Source organism: Paenibacillus sp. PvP094 (assembly GCF_040546835.1).
Classification (GTDB): domain Bacteria; phylum Bacillota; class Bacilli; order Paenibacillales; family Paenibacillaceae; genus Paenibacillus; species Paenibacillus illinoisensis.
Map to the genome: position 1 here is coordinate 5,827,264 of NZ_JBEPOM010000001.1, position 16,787 is coordinate 5,844,050.

The 16,787-nt window shown below is 45.1% G+C and carries 12 protein-coding genes; 1 reads left to right on the plus strand and 11 read right to left on the minus strand.

Annotated features, from left to right (window positions below; translation table 11 throughout):
* Positions 1 to 263: 263 nt before the first annotated feature.
* The 8 genes from ABIC22_RS26350 to speB (ABIC22_RS26385) form a co-directional block, all read right to left on the minus strand.
* The gene (locus ABIC22_RS26350; protein ID WP_354484967.1) at positions 264 to 1,094 is read right to left on the minus strand and encodes a copper amine oxidase N-terminal domain-containing protein; all 831 of its coding nucleotides are present in this window, start codon (positions 1,092 to 1,094) and stop codon (positions 264 to 266) included.
* 159 nt (positions 1,095 to 1,253) lie between these two features.
* Positions 1,254 to 2,579 (minus strand): MFS transporter, encoded by a 1,326-nt coding sequence (locus tag ABIC22_RS26355; protein ID WP_354484969.1) that lies wholly within the window; start codon positions 2,577 to 2,579, stop codon positions 1,254 to 1,256.
* Positions 2,580 to 2,591: 12 nt separating this feature from the next.
* Positions 2,592 to 3,527, minus strand: a complete 936-nt coding sequence (opp4C, locus tag ABIC22_RS26360) for an oligopeptide ABC transporter permease (protein WP_127535979.1) — start codon at positions 3,525 to 3,527, stop codon at positions 2,592 to 2,594.
* A 17-nt stretch (positions 3,528 to 3,544) separates the two neighbouring features.
* Positions 3,545 to 4,495: an ABC transporter permease gene (locus ABIC22_RS26365; protein WP_354484972.1), complete on the minus strand. Its 951-nt coding sequence runs from the start codon at positions 4,493 to 4,495 to the stop codon at positions 3,545 to 3,547.
* 35 nt (positions 4,496 to 4,530) lie between these two features.
* A complete protein-coding gene (locus ABIC22_RS26370) occupies positions 4,531 to 5,544 on the minus strand; it encodes an ABC transporter ATP-binding protein (protein WP_354484974.1) in 1,014 nt (337 codons plus the stop codon).
* A 33-nt stretch (positions 5,545 to 5,577) separates the two neighbouring features.
* Entirely contained in the window at positions 5,578 to 6,537 is a 960-nt protein-coding gene (locus tag ABIC22_RS26375) for an ABC transporter ATP-binding protein (protein ID WP_354484976.1), read from the minus strand.
* A gap of 20 nt (positions 6,538 to 6,557) precedes the next feature.
* Positions 6,558 to 8,198 (minus strand): ABC transporter substrate-binding protein, encoded by a 1,641-nt coding sequence (locus ABIC22_RS26380; protein ID WP_354484978.1) that lies wholly within the window; start codon positions 8,196 to 8,198, stop codon positions 6,558 to 6,560.
* Positions 8,199 to 8,262: 64 nt separating this feature from the next.
* On the minus strand, positions 8,263 to 9,243 hold the full coding sequence (gene speB, locus ABIC22_RS26385) for an agmatinase (protein ID WP_354484980.1): 981 nt from the start codon (positions 9,241 to 9,243) through the stop codon (positions 8,263 to 8,265).
* Positions 9,244 to 9,587: 344 nt separating this feature from the next.
* Here speB (ABIC22_RS26385) and ABIC22_RS26390 point away from each other — a divergent pair, with 344 nt between their 5' ends.
* Positions 9,588 to 10,136, plus strand: coding sequence for an ANTAR domain-containing response regulator (locus tag ABIC22_RS26390; RefSeq protein ID WP_354484982.1), 549 nt, complete (start codon positions 9,588 to 9,590; stop codon positions 10,134 to 10,136).
* A gap of 63 nt (positions 10,137 to 10,199) precedes the next feature.
* Here the strand turns inward: ABIC22_RS26390 and speB (ABIC22_RS26395) are convergent, their stop codons facing one another.
* The 3 genes from speB (ABIC22_RS26395) to ABIC22_RS26405 form a co-directional block, all read right to left on the minus strand.
* Positions 10,200 to 11,171: an agmatinase gene (gene speB, locus ABIC22_RS26395; RefSeq protein ID WP_127535986.1), complete on the minus strand. Its 972-nt coding sequence runs from the start codon at positions 11,169 to 11,171 to the stop codon at positions 10,200 to 10,202.
* 185 nt (positions 11,172 to 11,356) lie between these two features.
* Positions 11,357 to 13,990, minus strand: coding sequence for a PAS domain S-box protein (locus ABIC22_RS26400; protein WP_354484985.1), 2,634 nt, complete (start codon positions 13,988 to 13,990; stop codon positions 11,357 to 11,359).
* A gap of 273 nt (positions 13,991 to 14,263) precedes the next feature.
* The gene (locus tag ABIC22_RS26405) at positions 14,264 to 16,648 is read right to left on the minus strand and encodes a polyprenyl synthetase family protein (protein WP_354484987.1); all 2,385 of its coding nucleotides are present in this window, start codon (positions 16,646 to 16,648) and stop codon (positions 14,264 to 14,266) included.
* Positions 16,649 to 16,787 lie beyond the last annotated feature (139 nt).

Here is a 16,787-nt window from a genome sequence, read left to right on the forward strand (position 1 = left end):
TCCTCTGCATCGCAATAATGAATAGTGTCCACGACAGGGGCTGCACAAGCACGACTGTCTACACACTGACATTCATCCTAAGATCGTAGCTATGCTCATGCTTATTCAGTTATTGAATGTATATCCCATATTGGCATGAACATATTAATCTACCCACCCGTTACACATATTTGTTGTTTATTGTATTCGCTCCACCACATTACGTCAAGAACATTTTGTCTGAATTGTTATTTCCTACATGTTGATCATCATATGAGGTAAGCTTAACGATCGTATCCCAGATTAGGAATTGTTCTGTAGGCAAACTTCATTTGATTGACCTTCCATACACCTTCACGGTATACAAGTTCAATGTTTCGATCATAGACGTAGTGTGATTCACCTGTTAGCGTATTCCCAAGAACGAACGATTGAGATAATGTTCCTGTTGTAGAACTTGTATAATAAACGGAGTTCTCAGGAACATCATACTGAATCCATTCATTTTGCAGCTCCTGCCCTCCAAGAATGGAACCGATCAACTTCTCTGTAAAATAGGGTTTGAAATACGTCTGTATATGTTTAATCTCAGACAGCTTGGACGTTTCGTTCAATTTTTCCGACAATAAAATTAACCTGGCTTGGCTTATTTTCAGAGAATCGGTTATTCGGGATTCATCACTCTGGACATGCACAACCACCGTCTGACCATTTGACCTTATTGTAGCCTGCTTGTTCTCACTATCCCAGGTCAGCTTGGCTCCAAAAACCTGACTGACAAATTTCAAGGGCACATACGTCACGCCTCCAATTAATAACACGGGCGAATCCAACGGTATTATCGTGTCATTTACGCGTGCATTTTTGAAATTAACAGCCAGCAAAATCTCTTTCTCTTTTGTGTTAATCTGTATATATCTATCTTCCGAATACCACTTTATATCTCCCCCTAGATTGCTGGATACAACTCTTAAAGGGATTAGAACCCGATTATTGGACAGTACTCCATCCTCAACCTCTACTATAGCTTCTTCTTCTTCAGCAAAGGCCGGTGCATTAAATGAGGCAATCATCAAGATCGCCAGCAAGGATAAAGCCCATTTTTTTAATTTCATGTGACATCCTCCCATGGAACAAATGACGTAACCATTCTTTCTCGAATAGTTAACGTTATTTGACCATTGAAAGTTGGCACTTCACATAAAAAAACGCTGGAATGGTTACCAACGTTATAGCTATGTTTTACATGGATTGACTGCTATCTGTAATGCCATTTACTTGTTTATCGTTCTTGTCATAAGCGAAAAACCTTCCACACGTTCTTCTTTTTTATTCAAATTGGAATGGATATAGAACATCAACAGCGCTGCAAAGGACGACATGGTTCCCAAAAAGATGACTGGCACGATCCCCCACCAATCATAGACATTTCCAAACATCAGAGGACCAATCATTCGGCCAATATTCGCAAATCCACCTGCAAGCCCCATGTAAAAAGGTGCGTTCACCCCCGTTCGCTCGGACAGGAATGTAGGAATGGTGGGTAGTAACATCATTTCTCCAATGGTAGCAAGAATCATGCCCAGCACCAGGTAAATGTAATGCTCGTGAAAAAACAAAATGAAAGTAAACGCCGAAACTGAGAACAAAGCACTCACAAACATCTGCCTGACGATACTTGGCGCAAATCGCTGCTTGATCCATGAAGTAAAAGGCTGCCCCAGCAAGATAACCAATCCATTGATCGTCCAGAGCAAACTGTAAAACTTGAGGTCCATTCCCTGCTCATTAATATACGGAGCAATGCCCGTAGACCATAGTGAGAATGAAATCCAGAAGAACATGGCTCCCAATGAGAGAAATAGATAAATGCTTACATTTTTCAGCAAATTATTTCGATTCGCAGGCATATCGTTGAATGCCGTTTCGTTTTTCCCTTCTATTATATGTTGGTCAGATCCATGTTCTGAATTCATTGATTTATACGAATCTAACTGGCTTGGCAGACGCATGAACAGCAATAGAAAGACAGCAAATAATAAAGTGGTTGTTCCCGTAAATAGATATGTCAGCGTAAAGGAGATCGACGCAATCAATCCGCCAACCATCGCGCCGATCGACAGGCCGAAATTGTTACAAACATACATCAGATTGTAGAGTGTTCTGCGATGCTCTTTCCAGCGAAAACCCACATAAGCATTCAATGAAGGCAGAGCAATCCCGTTTACGAATCCAAGCACGCAAATGAAAACAATATACGCGGGCCAACTGTCGATCATGGCTATTGAAAATAACATAGTGGCGGAAATCAGGAAAGATCCGGTAATCAGAACCTTCGGACCCAAACGATAATATAGATTCCCCCCTACCAGTTCCCCGAAAACACTGCACAGTGCTTGATAAAGAACGATTAACCCAGCTTCTCCATACGATCTCCCCATTACGTTGTGCACATACAATGTAGTCAATGGCCACATGATGGCCTTGCCCGTAGAATTTACGAAGCTCGCGGCGATAAATAGCAGCGCATCCTTGGGATAGTTCCGAAGATGCTTTAACTGGTTCCAAGACGATAGCTTGGAAATTAACGTTCTGTTCATGTTCCCTCTTCTCTATGCGCTGGTCCTGCGAGGATCCATTGCATCACGAATACCATCACCGATAAAATTGATGGATAATACCGACAGAATAATGATCAGTCCTGGTGGAATCCATAGCCAAGGCTGACTCGTCAGAGCCGTAATGGATTGTGCCGCATTGAGCATATTACCCCAGCTGGCGGTTGGCGGCTGAACACCCATTCCCAAAAAACTCAACGAAGATTCAGACAGGATGGCGGCCGCAGCACCAAATGTGGCATTGACCAAGATTGGCCCCAGAGCATTCGGCAAAATATGTCCAAAAATCAGGCGGAAAGAACCGAATCCCAGCGCCTGTCCTGCCTTTACAAACTCCGTTTGCCGAAGAGTTAGTACGCTGCCCCTTACCAGGCGGGCAACCGCAGGCCAACCCAGCAGGGCCAGTACGATGATAATGTTGGACAACCCTGTGCCAAGTACGGTTACCAGCACGAGAATCACCATCAAGCTTGGAAAAGACATAAACACATCGATGATACGATTAATTAACATATCTACCCATCCACCGACATAGCCGGCAACGGCCCCAACAACGGTTCCTACACATACGTAGAGCAAAACTGTAACTACACCTACGGCAAGAGATACTCGCGTCGCATAGATTAGTCTGCTCAAAACATCCCGCCCCACCTGATCCGTACCCAGCCAATGTTGACTGGAAGGCGAAGCGGCAAAGGCACCCGTAATTTCATTGGGATCATAAGGAGCAATCCATGGTGCCAACACACTGACCAGGATTAGAAATCCAAGTACGATCAGCCCGGCTACCGCAAGCTTGTGTTGGGCAAAGCGCTGACCGATCATTTTCCAATAACTTTCACGTTCAAAACCTGGCGTAATGGTTGCCCCAGAACCCGCAACCAGGTCAGGAGAAGCAGCTGTACCAGACTCCAGTTTTAGCGATGGCATAATGCGCGCTCCTTTCATTAGCTGTATTTAATTCGAGGATCCACAACTGCATACATCAGATCAGACCACAGATTGGCAGCCAGTACAGATAGGGCTGCAAGCATGTTTACACCCATAAGTAACGGAAAGTCACGTGAAAAGATGGCCTGAATCGTCAATTGTCCCATACCGTTCCATTGAAAGATGCTTTCCGTAATAACAGCCCCCCCAATTAAGACTGGTATATCAAGGCCAGCAATCGTAATCAGTGGGATAAGTGCATTTTTCAACGCATGCTTATGAATCACAATAAACTCTCTGACTCCCTTGGCTCTTGCGGTTCGCAGATACTCTTGTCCAAGCACTTCAATAACACTCGCACGAACATAACGAATCATGCCGCCAGAGATGGAAGTTCCAAGCGTTATTGTAGGCAGGATCAAGTGGATCAGGGTATCCACAATTCCAGTGTCCCCCCCCATCGTGCTCATGCCTCCTGTCGGAAGTACACCCAAAAGAACGCCGAAGATATATATGAGGCCCAAGCCCAGAAAAAAATTCGGAATGGAAACACCCAGTAATGAAGAGGTTGACATCAAATAATCAAACTTGGAGCCCGATCTCACAGCACAGTAAATACCAATGGGGATGGCAATCAGATACCCAAACAAAATCGATGCTCCGACCAGCAGTAAAGTGGGTCCTATTCGTTCGGCGATAAGACTGGTCACAGGTTGGAAGGAACTGAACGAATGTCCCAGATCACCCTGCACCAAATTCACAAGCCATTTCCAGTACCGGATCACAAAGGGGTCATTTAACCCCAGGGCTTCTCTCCTTAGTTGCTTGTCCTCTTCACTCACATCCGGATTCACATACATGTCCACTGGATCTCCTGGAGCCAGATTAATCAGAACAAAATTTAGAAATGTTACTCCAAACAGTACCGGAATGGCGATTAATAGTCTCCGAAGTACATAATTCAACATAAAAGGCCCCCTCTCTCCATACGTGATTAAAATGTTTATCCAAGCGGATTATGGCAAGCATACAAGTGCCCTGTGCGGAATGTTTCCTCGGTGAGGAGTGGCTCCTCCTGCTTACATTTGGTACTGGCGAGCGGACACCGGGTATGGAAACGACAGCCTTGCGGAGGCGATGCAGGACTTGGTACATCCCCTTCGAGAACTATTCGCTCCTTATTTCTCAAATGGGGGTTCGGAATGGGATAAGCATCAAGCAATGCTCGGGTATAAGGATGTCTTGGTGTGGAAAACAAGTTTTGAGCCGGACCGAGTTCCACCACTTTACCGAGATACATTACGGCAATGCGATTACTCATGTACTTAACGGAGCCAAGGCCGTGACCAATAAACAGGTACGTTAAATTGAACTCCCGCTGTAACTCTTTAAGCAGATTCAGAATTTGAGCCTGGATGGAAACATCCAGTGCCGAAACGGGCTCATCACATATAATGAGCTTGGGCTTTAACGCTACCGCCCGTGCGATCCCGATACGCTGACGCTGACCTCCAGAAAACTCATGCGGATATTTCCCTAAACTTTGGGCTGATAATCCCACAATCTCCATTAACTGTGCAGCTTGTTGCAAAGCATCAGCTTCTGACATGCCTCTTAATACGTGAAGAGGTTCCGTAATGAGATCAACTATCCGCTTTCTGGGATTCAACGATGAATAGGGATCCTGGAATATCATTTGGATGTCCCTGCGTAACGTTCTCATCTCTGTGTTGGACACTTGGGTCAGATCTTTTCCCTCAAACAGCACTTTGCCTGAAGTAACTTCCTCCAGACCAATAATGCTGCGCCCAAGTGTCGACTTGCCACAGCCTGATTCCCCAACCAAGCCAACCGTTTCTCCGGGGTAGACCTTCAGGTTTATTCCATCTACTGCTTTGATCTCACCAACTGTTTTGGAGAATATCCCCTTTTGAATAGGATAATGCTTATGAATCTCTTCAAGCCGCAGTAACGGTTCATCCGCGATTTCATCTATTGGCATCCGCATCGTTGACATCGTATCTCCCCCTTTTCATGTAGGTTCAAGTTTTCACGCCGGAAACCAGCAGCGTACTTTGTGCGCTTCGCGAATCTCTGTCAATGGCGGAGGTGTATGACATTGGGCTGTTGCCCTGCTGCAGCGATCCTTGAATCTGCAGCCACAGGGCATGGATTGAAGTGAAGGAACAGCACCGGGGATGGAACGCAGTTCGGTGTCTTCAATTTCGATATGAGGAATGGATTCCATAAGTCCGATGGTATACGGATGTTCGGGATGATCAAAAAGCTCATACACTTCTGCCTCCTCAACGACCTGGCCTGCATACATTACAATAATGCGATCTGCCATTTCGGCCACTACACCAAGGTCGTGGGTGATTAACATAATTGAAGTCCCCGTTTCCTCCCGAATTTGCTTCATTAAACTCAGAATCTGGGCCTGTATCGTTACATCGAGTGCTGTCGTCGGCTCATCAGCAATAAGAAGTTTCGGCCTGCATGCCAGTGCCATGGCAATCATGACACGCTGCTTCATTCCACCGGATAACGTATGGGGATATTGGCCAAGCAGCTGTTCTGCCCTTGGAAAACCCACCTGTTTTAACAGGGAAACCGCATACTGTTTCGCTTCTTTTGCCCTCATCCCCAGATGCAGTCGAATGGTCTCCGTCAACTGATTGCCGATGGTAAATACCGGATTGAGGGAAGACATCGGATCCTGAAAAATCATGGAGATCTCTTTGCCGCGAAGTTTGACGAGTTCTTGTTCAGGAAGCTCAGCCAGATCCTTTCCATCAAATCGTATGGAACCACTGCTGATATAACCACTACGTCCAAGCAAACGCAGGATGGATAACGAGGTGACACTCTTACCGCATCCTGATTCTCCTACAATACAGAGTGTCTCTCCTGCTTTTAACGAGAAGCTCACATCATCCACCGATGTCACTTCACCTTGACGGGTACGGAAATTGGTCCTCAGATGACGAATTTCAAGCAAATCATTCATACCTGTTCCTCCGATTTAATTTATTTGCGCTCCCACTGGTTAACGTCATAATGCATACCATCCACTACGCCACCTCTCCCAGCTATCTGCCGTGAGATCGCGATCAGATTAAATTCGGAGTATACCGTTATCAACGGTACGTCTTCCTGAATCATATTTTGCAGCTTGTTGTAGATCTCTTCACGCTTGGCTGAATCTGTCTCTGCCATACCGGCATCGAATAATTCATCCACATCAGGATTGTTGTAACGCATATCGTTAAGTGCTGCCGTGGAGCGATATACGGTTGCTGGGCCATCAGGGTCCATGATGCTGCCAAAGCTGCTTAGCACAAGATCAAATTCACCTGCAACCAGCTTGGATACCGTCGTCGGGAAATCATAGTTAACCTGATTCACCTGGAGTCCGATAGCTTGAAAATTTTGCTGAATGATATTGCCTGCCATCTCTCGTGTGCGGTCACCGGTAGGGACAATCAACTCAATCGGGCGCTTCATATCGAACCCTGATTCTGCGAGCATTTGTTTGGCTTTCTCAGGATCATAGGCATAACTGATAATATTGTCATCATGATACGGATGACTGTTGGCATACGGCCCATCCTGCAATTCACCTGTGCCAGGCATCAGCTGTTCGACAATCATCTGCCGGTTAATTGCATAGGCCAGTGCTTGTCTTACTTTCTTGTCCTGAAAGCGTTCCGTATTAATCTCAATCGAGTTATATCTTCGGGTCTGTTCTTCCTTGGTCGTTAATCCCTGAATGGATTTTACGGTCTGCCATTCGGAAGCTGGAATATTCCCAACCCCTTGTGCCGCATTCATGTCCAGCTCTCCTGATTGTAGCTGTGCAACCATATTGGAGGCAGGCATGATTTTGATAAATACCTTATCAATCTTCGGGGCTCCCCGGTAATATTCCGGATTGGCAGCGAGCTCAACATAGGATTTATTCTCATATTTCACAAAAGTATATGGACCTGAAGTTACATTGGGGCTTCGCCAGAATGGGTTCTGGTTCAGTTCAGCAGGATTAACATTTTGCAGCACATGTTTGGGGACAATCAATACATCGGAGAAGCGTTCATAGACCAGATTGGGATCCACCGGCGTTTTGGTTCGAATCTCAAGATGTTTATCATCGATCACCTTGATTGAGTCCAGTCCATCAGAACCTTCGGGAAGTGTTCCTTTGTCATTCAATCCGTCCAGGGAGTATATGGCGCTGCGTTGTGTCGTAATCGTTTGGGGATTGGCGATCAGGTTGATCGTAAATTCAATATCCTCTGCAGTAATAGGTGTACCATCTGTCCAGTTCGCATCCGGATGAATTGCAATGCGGAACGTTTGGTTATCATCCGTCTCAAAGGATTCTGCAAGCTGCATTTCGAATTGAAGTGGGCCTGTTGTCTTGATCAGACTATCGAAGAAATATCGGTAGGTGAATACAGCACCGCTTGATCCACTTCCGTCCGAATCGATCGGATTAAACATTAGAGGCGGGTTCGTAATGCCAATAGTCAACTGATTTGCCTGAATATTGTTACCATTAGCCGCACTAGCCGATGTCCCTGAGCCTTGTCCTGCTGAACCGCAACCCGTGATAAGCATTATGGCGAACATTGGAAACAACAATGTCCTCTTTAAGCATGTTTTTTTCATATAAACAATTCCCCCCTTATGTTTTAAATCACCATTCTTCTGTAACCTAAATGTTCATTCAAGGTTAGAATGCTGCTTCAGCAGTCTCTGCCACATTCATGTCCATTCTGCGCTTCACAGCAAGCAAGCTTACAAACTCAAATGCAATATTTGCTGCATTTAGTGCTGTGACATCGCTTGGGTCGCGATCCGGTAGCACCTCCACCAAATCAAATCCGATAAAATCAATACCTGCCAAACCCCGAAGCATTTTCTGTGCTTCGTAGGTCGTAAAGCCACCAACCTCCGGTGTCCCTGTTCCAGGTGCATAAACCGGGTCCAGAAAATCAATGTCAAAGGTTAGAAATACCGGACGATCTCCCACACGCTCCTTAACCTTTTGACACAATTCAGGGATGGTAAGCTCCCTCACATCGTCGGTTGTCATCACTTCAAACCCCATAGCTCGTGCCTCATCCAGAGCTCCAGCACGATAGGTTGTTCCTCGCATACCCATTTGAATGGAGTGATGCGGATCAATAAGTCCTTCATCGACGGCGTAACTGAAAACCGCTCCATGGGACCACATTCGTTCAGGATCTTTGGCACGTCCTGTATCCGAATGGGAATCATAATGTACAAGACATACCGGACCATATTTGCGAGCAGCCGCCCTTAGATGCGGTAGAGATATGGAGTGGTCACCGCCCAATAGAACAGGAACGACTCCCGCCTCAAATACCGGTGTTAATTGTTCTTCAATCGCTTGATAGGATTGTTCAATATATCCCGGATGTACGAGAAGGTCGCCGAAATCGATGCCTGATAAGAATTCAGAAATATCGATCTGGTGAACAGGGGATATTGGCCGAATTCGCTGTGACATCGCGCGAATGGAAGCTGGACCGAAACGAGCACCAATGCCGTAGCTTACACCTGTATCAAAGGGGACCCCTATGACTGCAAAATCAACATCTTCCAGTGTTTGTACATTTGGCAAATGCATAAAAGTATGGATGCCGGAATAAAGCGGCTTCCCCATGTCGATCTGTGGACGATATTTCATGTTTGATCTCTCCCTTTGTTTAATAGTTCAGGTTCAAAAAACACAAAAAGAGGCCGCTTATGAATAAGCGGCCTCTTTGCCATAGACAGCGATCCTCCAGATAGAGGATGCTGTTTGTATGCAGTTGTGTAATGCCAATTATAGAAACAGCTATAATTAATGTCAATATATTTGACACAAATTCTCGAATAAAAGATTTTACACGGCAATGACGTTACGTTATATCACTCGCTCTGTTGACTTTTGTCGGGATGTATTATATAAATTAACATTAATCAGGCATGTACAACCAGTTCATACACGAAGGTATTGCTCAATTCCGACTTCGAGGTGATGGGTAAATTATGAAACCAAGATTATTGCATGTTCATGATATCCCGACTACAAAATGTCGAGTTGATGTCAAATTCAACGAATTAGGTTATCGGGTTGAGTCAATTGAGGCTGAATGTATGAGTCAACTTACAAAGAGCAGGTTTGAAATGATTATTTTGGATGTTCCCGCATGTCGACTGAAGAAATGGCTCTATACTGCCAGCAACTTGTTCTCATTCCCCATCCTTTGGTGGTGTGACGAACGCAAACCTGCCACTACCGCTCCTCATGAGAAGCTCGACGGTGTATTATGTTCTGGGATGAATGACAATGAACTTCAATGGTCTTTGTTGATTGGTCTTAAAAATTACCAAACCCGTGTTCATTTGGAACGGGAATATCGTTTCTTATCCACCAAACTGGAAGAAATCAAACGAGTGGAGTGTGCCAAAATATCCCTTAGCAAGCAGAAAAACATCAGTGAAACCAAAGCCTATGAGTGGATGCGCACACAGGCCATGAACGAACGAAAGAAACTGGTTGACATTGCAGAAGCCGTGTTAACTGAAAATAAATAATCATAAATATCATTAAGAAACCCTGCCTGTTGAACGGGCAAGGTTTCTTTTTCATGTGTTATATTAACCAGTAATACTGCCAACCAGCGCTCCCTTGGTACTTCGACGATACAGGGCAAGCAATGTAATAAATTCGGCTACGATTGAAGCTGCGTTAAGAGCAGTAACACGTGTGGGATCACGATCAGGCAACACCTCTACCAGATCACATCCGATAAGACGAATTCCTCCAAGACCTCGGATCATCTGAATTGCTTCATACGTTGTGAATCCTCCTACTTCTGGCGTGCCTGTCCCCGGAGCGAACACGGGGTCCAGAAAGTCAATATCGAAGGTCAGGAATACGGGCGTATCACCCACACGGTCCTTGACTCGCTGGCACAACAACTCGGGACCAAGCTTTTTGACATCATCTGTTGTGAGCAGATCGAATCCAAGTTCCCTGGTTTCTTCATAATGTGTCAAACTGGAATGTCCCCTCATCCCCATCTGAATCGAGGTTTCAGCATTGATCCAGCCTTCTTTTACCCCATGATAAAACATATTTCCGTGTGAATATTTGCGAATCTCGTCCATGGGCTCCCACGCATCGGAATGAGAATCGAAATGCACAAGGCTGATCGGGCCATACTGCTCTGCTGCTGCTTTTATGTGAGGATAAGATATGGAGTGATCTCCACCCAAAATGATAGGCACGATTCCACTTGCATAAATGGGTGCTAACTGCTGCTGCACCGTTTCATACGTCTGTTCAATGTATCCTGGATATATGGATAGATCACCATAATCAATGCCTGATAAGTATTCACTACTATCAATGCCTTGAGCAGGGTTGGTTGTTCTGATCCGCTGTGACATTTCCCTTATTGCCGACGGTCCAAATCGGGTGCCTACCGCATATCCGGCCCCTGTATCAAATGGATTGCCGATAATGGCATAATCAACGTTCTCCAATGTCTGAATATGGGGTAAATGCATGAACGTGCGTACCCCTGCAAAGGCTGGTTTTCCTCTTTCCAATAAGGGACGATACATGAGCAACACTCCTTTGTTTTTTTGCATACAAAAACAAAAAAACCGCTCCCTTATCCATGATAAGTTAGCGGCTCTATTGCCGATCAAGTGCCGATTCGTTCAGAAATGACACTTGAATATATGCATTTGTTATGGGTGTAATATAGCAAATTATGTTATCAGCGTCAACCTTTTCTTTTACGAGGTCAATGATGGATTTGTTTCTTGTGATAATACCTCTCCATCACTTGCATGATGGACTCGCTCTTTATAGGTTTGCTTACATAATCATCCATGCCCGCCTTCAAGCATTTATCCCTATCGCCTCGGACGGCATTTGCCGTAACCGCAACAATGTATGGACATGCTTCCGGGTCCGAAAGTTCCTTAATCGCTCTGGTTGCTTCAAATCCGTCAAGCCGCGGCATATGCACATCCATAAAAACAATATCGTATGCATTACGTTTGACCTTCTCAACAGCCTCCACACCATCTGCCACACGATCTACAAAATGCCCCTTTTTCTCAACCATCCGGCTAAGGACAAGCAAATTAACCTCATTGTCTTCCGCAATCAGAATGCGCAGAGGTGTACTTCTGTTCTTTTTCTGCTGTTCATCAAACTGGTTGCTACCTTCATCATTATTTAATTTGAAGGAAGCCGTAAATATAAAGGTTGTACCTGGTTCATCCGATTCCTCGATCCAGATATCGCCCCGCATGAGCTCTACCAGCTTCTTACTAATGGCTAACCCCAGACCAGTCCCTTGAGGTTTACGGGTCATAAAGTTTTCTAACTGATAGAACGGCTCAAACAATTGTTGTCTTTTCTCAGCAGGTATCCCTATGCCCGAATCCTTCACCTTAAAATGCAGAAGGATGTTATTGCTGCACTGCTCCTTAACTCCGACTTCAATTGCCACACTGCCTTCTGGCGTAAATTTGACCGCATTGCCGATAATGTTGGTAAGTACTTGTTTCAAACGGTAAGCATCGCCATAGAGCGGAGTCGGTATGGCCTCATCCAGACATAAACGAATATCCAGCTCCTTTTCACGAGCCAGTGGTTTCACAATTTGCACGGTCTCTGTCACGATTTCCCCAACATCAAAAGGATCATCTACCAGATCCGTTTTACCTGACTCTATTTTCGAGAAATCCAGGATATCATTAATGATGGCCAGCAAGGAATCTCCACTCTTCTGAATAATTTGAATATATTCCTTTTGCTCCTCACTAAGTCCCGGCGTATCCAGAAGCAGGTCTGTCATCCCGATAACACCGTTCATGGGTGTGCGAATTTCATGGCTCATCATTGCCAAAAATTCACTTTTGGCCTTGTTCATTCTCTCGGCCGTCTCTTTGGCCACAAGCAGCTTCTTCTGTTCCGTAATATCCTTCGCAATCAGATAGAATCCGACATTGGTCTTGTTGATGATGATCGGAGCAAGTGTAGCCAACACTTCTGTCTCACTGCCATCCGTGTGACGAACGGCGTTAATTTCCTTCTCAGCCAATTCGTAGTTGCTGCGCAGGATCATTCCCAGATTGACAGCTCCGATGAATCTGCTAATACTCGTGCCAATCATGTCCGACACAGGACAACCTGTCATCTTCACTGCTACAGGGTTGGCATTCATGATGTTGCCGTCCATGTTAAACGAGATAATGGCGTCATGATTATATTTTTTAAGTGAAGTGTAACGTTCCACGGATTCCTGCAGTTTAAATTCAATAAGTTTCCGTTCGGTGATGTCCTGCAATGTTCCGTTCAATTGTACTGGCTGGTGATGTTCATCAAACGTAATCAGCCCGCGCAAATGAAGATATTTCTCACTCCCATCAGAGCGAATATGTTTGTATTCGAAATCAAGCGGCTCTCCTTGCTTCGTGCCTCTGATTTTTTCTTGCAAGGATGCTGCATCCGCGGGATTCATCACCCGAAGAACATCCCTTGCCCGGTAGCGTTTGTGTGTGCGCTCGAGCTCGAAAATTTCAAGTACCTGATCTGAAGTGGCGATTTGGTCATTGACCATGTCCCATTCCCAACTACCAATCATCGCAATGCGCTCAGCCTCTGCACTGATCTCTTCATGTTTCTTTCGCTCAGATATGTCTCGTCCAATGGTAAGTATCTGCCGTTCTTGCTCGGCATCCCCAATAATCTTGTATGTGGTCTCGAACCATAGATAATGTCCATCTTTATGGCGAACTCTGATATTCAGCATATTTCCGGTAGTCAAGTCCATCTGTGAGATCTGTTCCAAATCAAACGGATGGAAATAGGCATTGTTATTCTGGCCGATAATGTCTTCTGGAGAGTAACCCAGCAGATCGCGAACCGAAGGTGAGCAGAACCTACAAACCCCATCGAGATTGGCGATGTAGATAATCTCCTGTGCATTATCCGAAATCAGTTTGAACATCTCTTCACTGTGCAGGAGTTTTTGTTCGGACAACTTCCGATCTGTGATATCTACAATATGACAAATGAAATAAAGCGGCTCATCTGTACTTTCATCCCGAGCCAAGGCTATATGCAATGAAATCCAGAGTACGTCACCATTTTTTTTGATGTAGCGCTTTTCGTACGTATACTCTTTTGATCTGCCTTCAAACAAATCACAAGCATAGACTACATCCTGCGGGCAGTCATTCGGATGTGTAATATCCTGGTAGCTGAGATTCATGAGTTCCTCACTGGTATAGCCCATCATGCAGCAAAATGCAGGGTTTACTTTCATCCATTGACCTGAAGGAGCCACGAGTGCAATTCCGATAGGTGCTTGGTTATAAATCTGCTCGAACAATTCGTGATGGTCAACCTTTTGAACCTGCATTTTAAGATCTCCTTTTTGAAATATATACTCATGCAATAGATTGTCGAAATTTCAAATTTTGCTTCATCTTGTCCGTTCCGAAAGGAATAGTCGTTTTAGAACCATAATAACTGCTTAGTACCCCGTATTATAGCGATTGAAACATCTGTTTCCAAGAGATTTGTGTCTTTTAAACGGAAACAAGGCCTGGATCCCATTGACATGGAACTCCCGACCTTTGTCGCTTATGTTCATTATAAGTCATATGGTGCACGAAATGGCGAGTAAAATCTGTCAGCGCTCACGCCCAACAATGTAATCCAACAAATGTTTCAAAAAAGGGATATGCTTCGGCATTTCGGCAAGTGCATCCGTTGCGAGACAATAATGTTCCCACATTGCTTTTTTCGCTCCATCCTCCCCAAGGATGGAAACGAAGGTTGAATTGTTGTTGCGGACATCCTGCCCGGCTGGTTTGCCAAGCACCAGGTCATTCCCGTCCAGATCCAGCAGATCATCCTTGATTTGAAAAGCGATACCCGCATGGTAGGCAAATGTCTTCAAGGAAGAAATTTCAGCATCCTTAACCTGTGCCAGAATAGCAGGCATGACAAGCGCCGCTTCAAAGGCAATCCCTGTTTTGTAGAAACAGATCGTGTTCAGCTGATCCAACGTCAGCGCTTTTCCTTTGGCGTTCAGGTCCATCGCCTGCCCCATACACATGTCTTCTGCTTTTTCAGCCGAATATCGGATCAAGGTTAGCACCGTTGCAGCATCGAATTGACTAAGCGAGGATTGTTCTCCAATGGCTTTCTGGATCAGAAAAAGGCCTGTTAATTCAGCTGTAGCGCTGTTATGCACCCGATGCAAGGTTGAACGCCCCCGCCTGGTTGAAGCATTATCCTGCGTTGGCAGATCATCGAAAATGAGGGAAGCGGTATGCATATACTCCAGTGACCTTAATAGCGGAACGATCGATGCTTCTGTCAGCCCATACTCTCGCACACCCATAACCCAGGTTAAGATCGGCCTCAGCCGTTTGCCGCTCCCCTGCAGGCTGTAATTGGCTGCATCAATCAGCGTTTCTCTCATTTCCGGAATTGCATTTGGTTTGGATATTTGAACTTCCATGTTAATCCGTTCACGAACGTTTCGAACCGTTTGAATAAAATCTTCTTTTTCCTTTTTGTCGTTCTTCAGATGGACAATAACCTGATCCCTGAGCAATTTATCGAGAAAGTCCACGTCATCCGCTTTTCCAACCATTCGTTGAATGAGATCGTTAAATTCAGGCTGACCCGAAGCAAAGATGTCCATAATTTCATTATATTTCGCTGGTCCCAGTCGTTCCCTGCTGCGCTTGAGGCCATTGATCGCACGATCCAATATGACCTCACGTGTCATGGCATCCGAGTCATACACGCTATGGATCAAATGAGAGATCACTGTCCAATAGAGCTCATATGGATTAATTAAGTCAGGACGCAGATCCCGGTATTTCAAATAATACGTGTACGGAGTCACTGCCCCCTCTTCCAAATCATCAAACATATCTGCAAAATCATCTGCCAGTTGATTGTAAATTCCATAATAGAACGTGCGGAGATCAAAGCCTTCATCCTCCGAAGCGCTCAGAACGGAACGAACAATCAGCCTGGATGAAGATGACTTGATAATAATCGGGATATAGAGCTCTTCATTGGTATAGTTCGCATTGGTGAGTTTCTTCGCCCGGTCCAGCTCTTGGGATTGAAAAAACACATAAGATTGCTCGAAAAAGGTTCGCTGCATCTCAGGTCGCTGGTAATTCTTGATGTATTCAAATGCCTCACGCAGCTCTGAGTGAACATAGCGAATGACTTCCTCATTGTCTCCGTTCCACTCGCCAATGTCAGGTACAATTCCTGTAAGCAGAGCCTTTCGAATCAGGAGGGAATACTGTTCTTTCTCCTGGGAAGTCAGGGCCTGTGAATCCAACAGATCGTCTATAAATGGATAGGTTAACCCGTAAGAATACCCCAATCTGATGGCTGCATCAAATCTCTTCGAACGCTCCGGAATTGGCGTCGTCTCATCCAATTCATCATTCACATGCAGAACAACGCCAAGAATGATCTTAATCAGCTTGCGTTGTGCCTGCTCTGCGTCCAACTCCTTCGGAATATTTGAAGCGACGTTTTCAAGTTTCTGAATCAGCCAGATAACGGCAGTCTCCACGTTTTCCTTCTGAGCCCAGCGATACAATGCCGCCAGGCTGATAAAATCGGGCTGGCCCTGTCGTTTCGCTCCACCCTTACGCATGAAGTATTTCTTCGTATCCTGCACAACCCGCTGAATACGTGCCTGCGTCTCGGGGGTATCCAGCGCCTTGCCCAGATCTCTCATATAAATATAGGAAATACTGCGATCGAGGTACTCATCGAGTTTGCCGGTCACGTTCAACCAGTGGATATATCTATATACATCCCGCGAATCGGGTTTTCTTGCGGTTCGTGATATCCAGGGTAACCATGAGAATCGATGAATATGTTTCTTTTGCCATACATGAAAATCCTGCTTTAGAACGTTTGTATATGTGTTATTTATTAGCTGGTTATGAAGGGAAGCAAAGTACTGGGCTGCCTTATGCTCGGCTAACTGATATCCTGCTTCGGCATGATCTATAAGTGCGTTATTCATAGGATGGATACCTCAACTTCTATTAATGTTAAACATGTATCCATGAGAGGAGATTGAGGGTGCTCCATGGACGAAAACTGTTGTGAATTCATGCTGTATCAAATTCGCCAGCTCATGTTCATAACCTTTATACGGCGCT